The 10,524-nt window shown below is 67.9% G+C and carries 11 protein-coding genes; 7 read left to right on the top strand and 4 right to left on the bottom strand.

The window, feature by feature from the left end; translation table 11 throughout:
* Positions 1-6: 6 nt before the first annotated feature.
* Positions 7-561, bottom strand: a complete 555-nt coding sequence (locus KU887_RS12855; protein ID WP_060264717.1) for a periplasmic heavy metal sensor — start codon at positions 559-561, stop codon at positions 7-9.
* 224 nt (positions 562-785) lie between these two features.
* Here KU887_RS12855 and KU887_RS12850 point away from each other — a divergent pair, with 224 nt between their 5' ends.
* A complete protein-coding gene (locus KU887_RS12850; RefSeq protein ID WP_006493394.1) occupies positions 786-1,511 on the top strand; it encodes a response regulator in 726 nt (241 codons plus the stop codon).
* On the top strand, positions 1,495-2,811 hold the full coding sequence (locus KU887_RS12845) for an ATP-binding protein (protein WP_058901692.1): 1,317 nt from the start codon (positions 1,495-1,497) through the stop codon (positions 2,809-2,811). The genes KU887_RS12850 and KU887_RS12845 overlap by 17 nt, the downstream gene beginning before the upstream one ends.
* Positions 2,812-2,853: 42 nt before the next feature.
* Here the strand turns inward: KU887_RS12845 and KU887_RS12840 are convergent, their stop codons facing one another.
* Entirely contained in the window at positions 2,854-3,120 is a 267-nt protein-coding gene (locus tag KU887_RS12840) for a hypothetical protein (RefSeq protein WP_011545926.1), read from the bottom strand.
* 502 nt (positions 3,121-3,622) lie between these two features.
* Between KU887_RS12840 and KU887_RS12835 the strand changes: the two genes are divergently transcribed.
* Together KU887_RS12835 and KU887_RS12830 are read left to right on the top strand one after the other, a co-directional pair.
* On the top strand, positions 3,623-5,380 hold the full coding sequence (locus KU887_RS12835) for an ABC transporter permease subunit (protein ID WP_006497150.1): 1,758 nt from the start codon (positions 3,623-3,625) through the stop codon (positions 5,378-5,380).
* Positions 5,381-5,402: 22 nt separating this feature from the next.
* Positions 5,403-6,740 (top strand): AAA-associated domain-containing protein, encoded by a 1,338-nt coding sequence (locus tag KU887_RS12830; RefSeq protein ID WP_006755837.1) that lies wholly within the window; start codon positions 5,403-5,405, stop codon positions 6,738-6,740.
* Positions 6,741-6,804: 64 nt separating this feature from the next.
* Here KU887_RS12830 and KU887_RS12825 read toward each other — a convergent pair whose 3' ends face one another.
* A complete protein-coding gene (locus KU887_RS12825; protein WP_006497148.1) occupies positions 6,805-7,299 on the bottom strand; it encodes a hypothetical protein in 495 nt (164 codons plus the stop codon).
* Positions 7,296-7,847, bottom strand: a complete 552-nt coding sequence (locus KU887_RS12820; protein ID WP_006497146.1) for a hypothetical protein — start codon at positions 7,845-7,847, stop codon at positions 7,296-7,298. Before KU887_RS12820 ends, KU887_RS12825 begins: the two co-directional genes overlap by 4 nt.
* A gap of 288 nt (positions 7,848-8,135) precedes the next feature.
* Between KU887_RS12820 and KU887_RS12815 the strand changes: the two genes are divergently transcribed.
* The 3 genes from KU887_RS12815 (at position 8,136) to KU887_RS12805 (ending at position 10,491) form a co-directional block, all read left to right on the top strand.
* Entirely contained in the window at positions 8,136-8,345 is a 210-nt protein-coding gene (locus KU887_RS12815) for a hypothetical protein (RefSeq protein ID WP_006487640.1), read from the top strand.
* A 138-nt stretch (positions 8,346-8,483) separates the two neighbouring features.
* Complete coding sequence (otsA, locus tag KU887_RS12810; RefSeq protein ID WP_006497145.1) at positions 8,484-9,905, top strand: alpha,alpha-trehalose-phosphate synthase (UDP-forming); 1,422 nt, start codon at positions 8,484-8,486, stop codon at positions 9,903-9,905.
* Positions 9,898-10,491 carry an AAA family ATPase gene (locus tag KU887_RS12805; RefSeq protein WP_060267035.1) on the top strand — a complete coding sequence of 198 codons (594 nt, stop codon included), beginning with the start codon at positions 9,898-9,900 and terminating at the stop codon, positions 10,489-10,491. The genes otsA and KU887_RS12805 overlap by 8 nt, the downstream gene beginning before the upstream one ends.
* The last annotated feature ends 33 nt before the right edge of the window (positions 10,492-10,524 follow it).

Below are 10,524 nucleotides of genomic sequence, written 5' to 3'. Positions count from 1 at the left end.
GCCGGCTTACTGCGCCGGCGCCGATGCGCCCTTGGCGACCGCGCGGTGCTGTTCCCAGCGCTCCTTCATCTTCTCGTGGCGCTGTTCCATCTTCGCGAACTGCTGCTTGAGCGCCGTGCTGACCATCGTCTTCTGCGAGTCGTTCAGCCCGTTGTAGAACGTGAGCCACGCGGCGGACGTCTGCTCGCGCAGTTGCGCGTTCTGCTGCTCGGCCTGCTGGCGCGCCGAATGCATCGCGCTCAGGTCCAGGATCGGCTGGTTCTGCTGTGCCTTGAACTGCTCGCGCATCTGCTCGTGGCTCTTGCGCATCGCGTCACGGTTCTGCTTCATCGTGTTGACGGCCGCCTGCCACTGCTGTTCCTGCGACGCGTTGAGCTTCAGCTGGTCGTGCAGTTTCATGATCGCGCCGAACGGGCCGCCTTCGTGCCCGCCGTGCATCCGGTGCATGCCGGGGCCGCCCGGCGGCGGCATGTCGTCGGGCGGCGCGGCATGCGCGGTGCCGAATGCGAGAGCGAGCACGGTGGCGGCCGCGATGGCCACGCGGGAAGTCTTCTTATACATTTCAGAAACTCCTTGTATCCAAAGGGTCCGGCGATGCGGCGCCGGGAAAGTCGGGTGCCGCATCCGGTAAGACGCAGGTTAGCGATGCAGGCCCCGGCGGGTGTTACGCGGGGTGGCGGCCCGGTTACCGAGCATTACAGTTCCCTTGCGCGGTAACCCGCAGTAACCCTTTCGTCCCTTTGTTTCGTTCTTCGACTCCGCCCTCGCGCGGTAAACTTCGAGCCATGACTACCCAGATCCTCATCGTCGACGACGACCAAGAACTCCGAGACCTGCTGCGCGACTATCTCGTGCGCCAGGGGATGGAAGTGTCCGTGCTGCACGACGCGGCGACGCTCGAGAAGCGCCTCGAGCGCGAGCGGCCCGACCTGATCGTGCTGGACCTGATGATGCCGGGCGTGGACGGCCTGACCGCGCTGCGCCAGTTGCGCGCGGCCGGCGACGACATCCCCGTGATCATGCTGACCGCGCGGGCGGACGACGTCGACCGCATCGTCGGGCTCGAGCTCGGTGCGGACGACTACCTCGGCAAGCCGTTCAACCCGCGCGAGTTGCTCGCACGCGTGCAGGCCGTGCTGCGCCGCCGCCGCGCGACGCCGTCGGCGGCCGCGCCCGAGCAGCGCGAGCCGTTCGCGTTCGGCCGCTTCCTGCTCGACTTCCAGGCGCGCACGCTGTCGGTCGACGGCAAGCCGGCCACGCTGTCGAGCAGCGAATTCGCGCTGCTGAAGATATTCGTGAACCATGCGCTGCGCACGCTCACGCGCGAGCGGCTGCTCGAGCTGCTGCACGGGCCCGAGTACGACGGCACCGACCGCGGCATCGACGTCCAGGTGTGGCGCCTGCGCCGCATCCTCGAAACGGATCCGTCGACGCCGCGCTTCATCCAGACGGTCCGCGGGCGCGGCTACGTGTTCGTGCCCGACGGCGAGGCTCATGCGCAAACCCATTGATTCGCTGTTCGGGCGGCTGGCGCTGCTCGTCGTCGGTGTCCTGCTCCTGTCGCACTTCGCGTGGTTCTTCGCGATGCGGCTCGAGCGCAACCAGATGCAGACGCGTTACGCGGTCGAGGAGGCCGCGTTCCTCGTCGATGCGGTGCGCCAGCACGTCGAGCGCACGCCCGACCAGCCGTTGCCGTCGCGCGTGCGGCTCGTGGCGCCCGACAGCCCCGATGTGCCGAAGGGCGGCGATTCGGGGTTGCCGCCGCCGCTGAAGCGGTTCCGCGACGACGTGAGCGAGCGCATGCCGCCCGGCACGCAGGTCGAGATCGGTACGCCCGGCCATCCGCCGGTGCTGTGGGTGAAGGAGCCGGCCGACCGCAACTGGATCGTGGTGCCGGTGCAGCCGCTGCGGCCGCCGCGCTCGCTCGACCGGATGCTGCTGTGGCTCGGCACGATCTTCTCGGCCGGCGTGATCGCCGCGCTGTTCGCGGCCTGGCAGTTGCAGCAGCCGCTGCGCTCGCTCGCACGTGCGGTCGCGCGTTTCGGCCGCGGGCAGCCGGTGCCGCCGCTGCGCGAACGCGGCCCGCGCGAGCTGCGCCAGCTCACGCACGGCTTCAACCAGATGGTGGAACAGGTGTCGCAGGCCGAAAGCGATCGCGCGGTGATGCTGGCCGGCGTCGCGCACGACCTGCGCACGCCGCTTGCGCGGATGCGCCTGCGCGCGGAAATGATGGACGACGCACGGCTGCGCGACGGCGTCGTGCGCGACGTCGACTCGATGTCGCACATCGTCGACCAGTTCCTGGTGTTTGCGCATGGCGGGGCCGACCGCAGCGAGCCGGTGCCGGTCGACCAGGCGTGCGAGCGGATCGCGCGCAGCTATCGTGCGGTCGCGCCGAACGCGCCAGCGGTCCAGACGCGGCTGGAGGCCGATCCCGGCTTCCGGCTGCCGACGGCGACGCTCGACCGGATCCTGTCGAACCTGCTGGACAACGCGCATGCGTACGGCGCGCCGCCGGTGGTCGTCGAGACGGCCCGCACGCCGACGGGCTACGTGTTGTCGGTCAGCGACAGCGGCGGCGGCATCGCACCGCGCGACCTCGCGGCCGCCACGCGGCCGTTCGTGCGGCTCGACCCGGCACGCGGCGGGAACGGCCACAGCGGGCTCGGGCTCGCGATCGTCGAGCGGCTGGTGCTCAGGCTGGGGGGCGCGTGCGACATCGGCAATCGCCCCGAAGGCGGCCTGCGGGTATCGATGACGTTTCCGTTCGAGGCCGTGCCGAAGGACGAACCCCACGCCGAGGCCGCCTGAGCGGCCGCGGCGCCTGCCCGGCCGGGCAGGCGCCGCGCGGCTTCATTCGCCGAACAGCGTGCCGAGCGTCTCGGCCGCGTTGCTGTCGATCGTGTTGTAGGTCACCGTGGTGGCCTCGAAGATATAGACGGTCGTATACCGGCCGAGGCGCTCCAGGATTTCCTCCTGCAGCGATTCCGGCACGACGTTCATGTTCAGGTACCACGCCGTAGACGACAGCCGCGTCTGGAACGACCCGTACTCCTGCATGAGTTCATAGAACGCGTCGGCATCCTGATCGCGACAGACGATCACCAAGTTTCCTGCCATTCCCTTCCTCCCGCTCGTCGGTCGATCCCCGGGGCCTGTATACAGAGGGCGCGTGCGCATGGCAGCGGCACCGCCGACACGAACCCGGGGGCTAGCCCCGATCATACCTGCTTCGTCGTATCCGGCTGCTGATGCCGGACACGGTTTGTGCCCGCGTGCGGCGGGCGGGTTCACGGCCGGGCCGGATCACGGCATAATTCGGGCCTGCGTGCCGGCCGCAGGACTGCGGCCGGGCTGTTCCGTACCGCGCGCCCGCCATCCGCCCACGCGCCGGGCACGATCCATGCGCTGCCTGCGCCGTCCCCGGACGGTTGTACCTGAAATACAGGTTGGTGTAGTGTCGTGCCGTCGCGGCCTGACTCGCCCGGCCGCGGCAGCGCATGCGCGCACGGCGCGCCGCGTGCGCGAGATCGCCAGTCAATCGAATTACCGCGCCCGTGCGCTTTGCCATGAATCAACATCGACTGCCGGCTTCGTTCGGCCTTACCGGGGAGGGCGCCTGATGAACGTCGGATTCTTCAATCCGAACCGGACCGCCAACGCATCCGCGTGGCGCGTGTTGCCGAACCGGTGGGACTTCATCGCATTTCCGCTGATCATCTGCCTGATCGCGATGGCGGTGGTCGGCTTTCACGAAACGATGGCGCCGATCGGCGTGCTGCAGACGCAGAAGATCTCGCTCGATCCGTCGAACCTGCCCGAATACGCGCTGCGCACCACGCTGCGGATGCTCGCCGCGATGGTCGCATCGCTCGCGTTCACGCTCGTCTACGGCACGCTCGCGGCCAAGAGCCGCCGCGCGGGCATGGTGCTGATCCCGATCCTCGACATCCTGCAGTCGGTGCCGGTGCTCGGCTTCATCTCGTTTACGGTCACGTTCTTCCTCGCGCTGTTCCCGAGCCGCGTGCTCGGCGCCGAGCTGGCCGCGATCTTCGCGATCTTCACGAGCCAGGCGTGGAACATGACGTTCAGCTTCTACCAGTCGCTGCGCACGGTGCCGCGCGACCTGGACGAAGTGTCGCGCGGCTTCCACCTGACGTCCTGGCAGCGCTTCTGGAAGCTCGAAGTGCCGTTTTCGATGCCGGGCCTGATCTGGAACATGATGATGTCGATGTCGGGCGGCTGGTTCTTCGTCGTCGCGTCGGAGGCGATCACCGTCGGCAACCAGACGATCACGCTGCCGGGCATCGGCGCGTATCTCGCGCAGGCCATCTCCGACAAGAACTTCGGCGCGATCGGCTGGGTGATCCTGACGATGACGGTCGTGATCCTCGCGTATGACCAGTTCCTGTTCCGCCCGCTCATCGCGTGGGCCGACAAGTTCCGGATGGAGAACACCGCGTCGGGCGATGCGCCGCAGTCGTGGCTGCTCGACCTCGTGCGCCGCACGCGGCTGATCCATCAGTTGCTCGTGCCGGCCGGCTGGTTCTTCGCGAAGGCCGCGCGGATCCCGCTGCGCCTGCCGCTGTCGGGCGCGATGCGTTTCACGCTGCCGAAAGTCGAGAAGAAGGCGTCGCGCACGGTCGACATCGCATGGGCCGGGCTCGTGCTGATCGGCACGGCCTACATCGTGTGGCGCGTCGTCAGCTTCGTCGCGACCGGCGTGACGATGGCCGAGGTTGGCCACGTGCTGGTGCTCGGCCTCATCACGCTGCTGCGCGTGGTCGTGCTGATCTCGATCGCGTCGGTGATCTGGGTGCCGATCGGCGTGTGGGTCGGGCTGCGCCCGAAACTGGCCGAGAAGCTGCAACCGCTCGCGCAGTTCCTCGCCGCGTTCCCGGCCAACCTGCTGTTCCCGGTGTTCGTGATCGTGATCGCGCGCTTCCACCTGAACGCGGACATCTGGCTGTCGCCGCTGATCGTGCTCGGCACGCAGTGGTATATCCTGTTCAACGTGATCGCCGGTGCAACGTCCTACCCGAACGACTATCGCGAAGCGGCGACCAACTTCCGCATCCGCGGCTGGCAGTGGTGGCGCCAGGCGATCCTGCCCGGCATCTTCCCGTACTACGTGACGGGCGCGATCACCGCCTCGGGCGGCGCGTGGAACGCGAGCATCGTGTCGGAAGCCGTGCAGTGGGGCAGCACCAAGATCGAGGCGCACGGCCTCGGCGCCTACATCGCGCAGACCACCGCCGCCGGCGATTTTCCGAAGATCATCCTGGGCATCGCCGTGATGTCCCTGTTCGTCACCCTGTTCAACCGCCTGCTGTGGCGCCCGCTGTATGCCTTCGCCGAAGCGAAGCTGCGGCTCGACTGAGACCGATTGAGAGCGAAACGCGATGCACAATCCGAATGCTGTAAACGCCCCCGTCCAGACGTCCCAGCCCCCGCGCCTCGGTGAAGAAATCCTGCGCGTCGATCATGTCTGCCGCGGCTTCAACAAGACGCAGGGCGAACTGCTCGTGCTCGACGACGCGAACCTGTCGCTGCGCGAAGGCGAGATCGTCGGCCTGCTCGGCCGCTCGGGCTCGGGCAAATCGACGCTGTTGCGCATCATCGCCGGCCTGATCGAGCCGACCGGCGGCGAAGTGACCTACCTCGGCAAGCCGCTGCGCGGCCCGGCCGAAGGCGTCGCGATGGTGTTCCAGACCTTCGCGCTGTTCCCGTGGCTGACCGTGTTGCAGAACGTGGAAGCCGGGCTGGAAGCGCTCGGCGTCGGCGCACGTGAGCGGCGCGAGCGTGCGCTCGCCGCGATCGACCTGATCGGTCTCGACGGTTTCGAGAACGCGTATCCGCGCGAGCTGTCGGGCGGGATGCGCCAGCGCGTCGGTTTTGCGCGCGCGCTCGTCGTCGACCCGACGATCCTGCTGATGGACGAGCCGTTCTCCGCACTCGACGTGCTGACGGCCGAAACGCTGCGTACCGATCTGCTCGATCTGTGGACGCAAGGCCGGATGCCGATCAAGTCGGTGCTGATCGTCACGCACAACATCGAGGAAGCGGTGTTCATGTGCGACCGGATTCTCGTGCTGTCATCGAACCCGGGACGCGTGATCGCCGAAATCAAGGTGCCGTTCAAGCATCCGCGCAATCGTCTGGACCCCGCGTTCCGCAAGCTCGTCGACGACATCTACGCGAAGATGACCGCACGCCAGACCGGCGAAGCGACGAAGAAGGGACTCGAGCTCGGCAGCTGGCTGCCGCAGGTGTCGACCAACCTGATGGCCGGCCTGATCGAGACGCTCGCGATGGCGCCGTACCATGGCCGCGCCGACATGCCGGAAATCGCCCGCACGCTGCACCTCGAGGTCGACGACCTGTTCCCGATCGCGGAAGTGCTGCAGTACCTCGGCTTCGCGGACGTGCGCGAAGGCGACGTGTTCCTGACGCCGCCGGGGCGCGTGTTCGCGGAATTCGGTACGCAGGAGCGCAAGCTGATGTTCGCGGATCACCTGCTGAAGCACGTGCCGCTCGCCGCGCGGATCAAGAAGGTGCTGAACGAGCGTCCGGGGCACCGCGCGCCGCGCGTGCGCTTCGAGCAGGAACTCGAGGACTTCCTGTCGGACGGCGCGGCCGAGGAAACGCTCGACGCGGTGATCGACTGGGGCCGTTACGGCGAGATCTTCTCGTACAACGACCAGACCGAAATCTTCAGCCTCGAGGACGTCGAGTCCTGATGCGGGTGGGGCGCTCGGTATAACCGCGCGGCGCAGAACGCCACGGGCGCGGCGCACCGCACCGTTACTGCAAACTCCCCCACCGATCAACGGCCGGTTCCGCCGACGCCCACTTCCAGTGCGTGCCTTGCTGGCACGCATTCGCGAAATACCAGTCGGCCTTGTCGCCGTCCTTCACCGAGAACGCGAATTCCTTGCACAGCGCGAGCGCCGACGCGTACGCGCGCGTGACGCGCACTTCGCCTTCGCCGTTCTCCAGCGGCAACGTGTTCTTCACCTTCCACGGCTTCACTTCGCCGACGGCGAGACTGCCGGCCGTCTTCGCGATCGCGTCCTGCTGGTTCTGATGGAGCTGCTTCATCGTGCGGTTGACGGCTTCGTCGGTCGCCGCCTGTACGGCGATCCCGACGCCGACGCCCACTGCCGGGTTCGCGGTGACGAGGCCCGTCGCCGCGCCGGCCAGCGCGCCGCTCGCCGCGCCGACCGACCCGCAGCCCGACAGCGCGACCGTCGCCGCGCACAGCGCGCCGATCGCCGCGATACGGATCGCGACGCTCATTGCAGCGCGCCCCAGCGTTCGGTCGCCGGTTCGGCCGATGCCCATTTCCATACGGGCCCGTCGCGGCAGATGGTGGCGACGTAGAACGCCGATTGCGCGGCCTTGTCGGCCTTCGCCGGCGTGTCGACCGCGAACACGATTTCCTTGCAGTCGAGCGGACCGATGCTGATCATCCGGCTGACCGTCACGCGGCCCTGCTCGTCGTCCTCGATCGGGAACGAATGGTGCGTCGACCACGGCGCGACGCCGCCGACGTCGAGCGGGCCGGCCGCCTTCGCGATCTGCTCCTGCGTGTAGCGGTGCGCGACGCGTTGCGTGTACTGGACGCCAGCCCGCGCGCCGGCAACGGCGCCGAGGCCGATGCCGGTCGCGACGGCGGCGTTGTTGGTGACCTTGGAAGCGATCGCGGCGCCCGCGATACCGGCGCCGGCTGTCGCGCCTTCGCTGTACAACGAATTGCAGCCGGACAGCAGTGCGGCCGTGGCGATCACGGCCAGCACGACGCGCGCCGGCGTGGCCCGGCGCGGCGATTCGAAACGAATGTTCATCCCTGAGTGCAAGTCCTGTCTGGGTGAGCGGCGATGCATGCACGCCCTGATGCCGCGTCATTGTTTCGCAATTGTCATAGGAAAACTGCAAAGCTTTGACAAATCGCCGAGCGGCAGGCCGCGTGCGCGCGGGCGGCGTTATTGTCGGATAGATGATCGGAGCAGGGTCGAAACGTTACAAATTGAAGGTAATTGTTACCTTTGGGTGCGACGAAGCGACCTAGACTGTTTTGCTATGGAATGTTTCTACGACGGCCTCGAGCCGCGCCGCACATGAGACACCCAGCCATGCGCCGTTCGAAACGGTTGTCACACCGGCCGCCTGACGCGGCGGCCAGCCATCCGGAAGACCGCTCGCGTCCGCAGACCGACGCGCCATCGGCACCGCCCGCGGGCGCGCCGGACGAGACGCCGTCGGACGGCGATCACAACCAGGGTGGTGCTCGCCCGGAAGGGCTCGACTATCAACGCGACCTCGGTCAGGAGCAGGACGCTTGATACGGTCGTCGCCGCATTCCACCGCCGTATTTCATTGCAATTCTCGGAACTGAGTCGCCGCGCGGCCGCCTTCGTGCCGCCGCGCCTGCTTTGGCGTGCGTCGCGCGCCAGCCAATCGAATCGAGGAGGGGAAGTCGCATGAGCAGATTGATCGTGGTATCGAATCGTGTCGCCGCCGGCGAGGATACGCGCCCGAGCGCGGGCGGCCTAGCCGTCGGCGTGATGGACGCGCTGCGGGAAACGGGCGGCGTCTGGTTCGGCTGGAACGGCGAGATCGTCGGCGCGCCCGATGCCGAGCCCGCGATCCAGCGGGACGGCAACGTGACGTATGCGACGGTCGGGTTGACCCGGCGCGACTACGACCAGTACTACCGCGGCTTCTCGAACGCGACGCTGTGGCCGGTGTTCCACTACCGCGGCGATCTCGCGCGCTTCGATCGGCAGGAGTACGCCGGTTATCTGCGCGTGAACGCGATGCTCGCGAAGCAGCTCGCCGCGCTGCTGCGTCCGGACGACCTGATCTGGGTGCACGACTATCACCTGCTGCCGTTCGCGCACTGCCTGCGCGAGCTCGGCGTGAAGAACCCGATCGGCTTCTTCCTGCACATCCCGTTTCCGTCGCCCGACATGCTGCGCCTCGTGCCGCCGCACGAGGAACTCGTGAAGTTCATGTGCGCGTACGACGTCGCGGGCTTCCAGACCGAAGCCGACAAGCAGGCCTTCACCGACTACATCGAGCGGCGCGGCATCGGCGCGGCGAGCGACGACGGGATGCTGCATGCGCATGGCCGTGTCGTGAAGGTCGCCGCCTATCCGATCGGCGTGCATCCCGACGCGATCGCGCAGGCGGCCGTTCAGTATGGCACGCGCAAGCCGGTGAAGATGCTGCGCGAGGCGCTGGGCGACCGCAAGCTGGTAATGAGCGTCGATCGCCTCGATTACTCGAAGGGGCTCGTCGAACGCTTCCAGTCGTTCGAGCGGATGCTCGCGAATGCACCGGGCTGGCAGGGGCGCGTGTCGCTCCTGCAGATCGCGCCGCCGACACGTTCCGACGTGCAGACCTATCAGCACATCCGCGAAACGCTCGAAGGCGAGGCCGGCCGCATCAACGGCCGCTTCTCGCAACTCGACTGGACGCCGATCCAGTACCTGAACCGCAAGTACGAGCGCAACCTGCTGATGGCGTTCTTCCGGATGTCGCAGGTCGGCTACGTGACGCCGCTGCGCGACGGGATGAATCTCGTCGCGAAGGAATACGTCGCGTCGCAGGATCCGGCCGATCCGGGCGTGCTCGTACTGTCGGAGTTCGCGGGCGCGGCGGCCGAGCTGACCGGCGCGCTGCTCGTCAATCCGTACGACCTGTCGCAGATGGCCGAGGCGCTCGAACGCGCGCTGTCGATGCCGCTCGCGGAGCGGCAGGCGCGTCACGAGGAGAACCTCGCGCGGCTGCGCGAGAACGACCTGTCGGTCTGGCGCGACACGTTCGTCGCCGATTTGCGCAGTGTCGCGGCGGCGGCGTCGGTCACGCGGCGCGCGGGCCGGCGGGTGGCGCATGCGTGAGAGCGCGCCCGGTGCCGATAGCGACGACGAAGTGGCCGACGATCCCGCCGGCCGTTTCTTCGTCGTGACGGGCGGGCCGGGTTCGGGCAAGAGCACGCTGCTCGATGCGCTCGAACGTGCCGGCTACGCACGTTCGCAGGAAGCCGGGCGCGGCGTGATCCGCGACCAGATGGCCGTCGATGGCCAAGCGCTGCCGTGGCGCGACCCGGCAGCGTTCGCGGAGCTGATGCTGAGCTGGGAGATGCGGTCCTACCATCTCGCGCGGCAGGCGCGCGGACCGGTGTTCTTCGATCGCGGCGTGCCGGACGTGATCGGTTACCTGAAGCTGACCGGGTTGACGGTGCCCGCGCACGCGGAAGCCGCGGCGCGGCGGTTCCGCTATCACCGGCGCGTGTTCATCGCGCCGCCATGGCCCGACATCTATGCGCAGGACACCGAGCGCCGGCAGGATTTCGCGGAAGCGGTGCGGACCTATGACGCGATGGTCGATTGCTATACGTCGTATGGCTATCGGCTGATCGAATTGCCGCGTGTGAGCGTGAAGGCGCGCGTGCGCTTCGTGATGGACACGCTCGACGCCGCCTGACGCCCGCCGCGCGTACGGCGCGCGTACGGCGCG

The sequence above is a fragment of the Burkholderia sp. EMB26 genome (assembly GCF_024730645.1).
Classification (GTDB): Bacteria; Pseudomonadota; Gammaproteobacteria; order Burkholderiales; family Burkholderiaceae; genus Burkholderia; species Burkholderia cenocepacia.
The sequence above is the reverse complement of the archived record's forward strand: the minus strand, read 5'-3'. Positions and strand labels throughout refer to the sequence as shown.

Bases quoted from the DNA above. Each gene is read 5' to 3' on its own strand.
- KU887_RS12855 (WP_060264717.1), bottom strand. From the start codon at position 561: ATGTATAAGAAGACTTCCCGCGTGGCCATCGCGGCCGCCACCGTGCTC.
- KU887_RS12850 (WP_006493394.1), top strand. From the start codon at position 786: ATGACTACCCAGATCCTCATCGTCGACGACGACCAAGAACTCCGAGAC.
- KU887_RS12845 (WP_058901692.1), top strand. From the start codon at position 1,495: ATGCGCAAACCCATTGATTCGCTGTTCGGGCGGCTGGCGCTGCTCGTC.
- KU887_RS12840 (WP_011545926.1), bottom strand. From the start codon at position 3,120: ATGGCAGGAAACTTGGTGATCGTCTGTCGCGATCAGGATGCCGACGCG.
- KU887_RS12835 (WP_006497150.1), top strand. From the start codon at position 3,623: ATGAACGTCGGATTCTTCAATCCGAACCGGACCGCCAACGCATCCGCG.
- KU887_RS12830 (WP_006755837.1), top strand. From the start codon at position 5,403: ATGCACAATCCGAATGCTGTAAACGCCCCCGTCCAGACGTCCCAGCCC.
- KU887_RS12825 (WP_006497148.1), bottom strand. From the start codon at position 7,299: ATGAGCGTCGCGATCCGTATCGCGGCGATCGGCGCGCTGTGCGCGGCG.
- KU887_RS12820 (WP_006497146.1), bottom strand. From the start codon at position 7,847: ATGAACATTCGTTTCGAATCGCCGCGCCGGGCCACGCCGGCGCGCGTC.
- KU887_RS12815 (WP_006487640.1), top strand. From the start codon at position 8,136: ATGCGCCGTTCGAAACGGTTGTCACACCGGCCGCCTGACGCGGCGGCC.
- otsA (WP_006497145.1), top strand. From the start codon at position 8,484: ATGAGCAGATTGATCGTGGTATCGAATCGTGTCGCCGCCGGCGAGGAT.
- KU887_RS12805 (WP_060267035.1), top strand. From the start codon at position 9,898: ATGCGTGAGAGCGCGCCCGGTGCCGATAGCGACGACGAAGTGGCCGAC.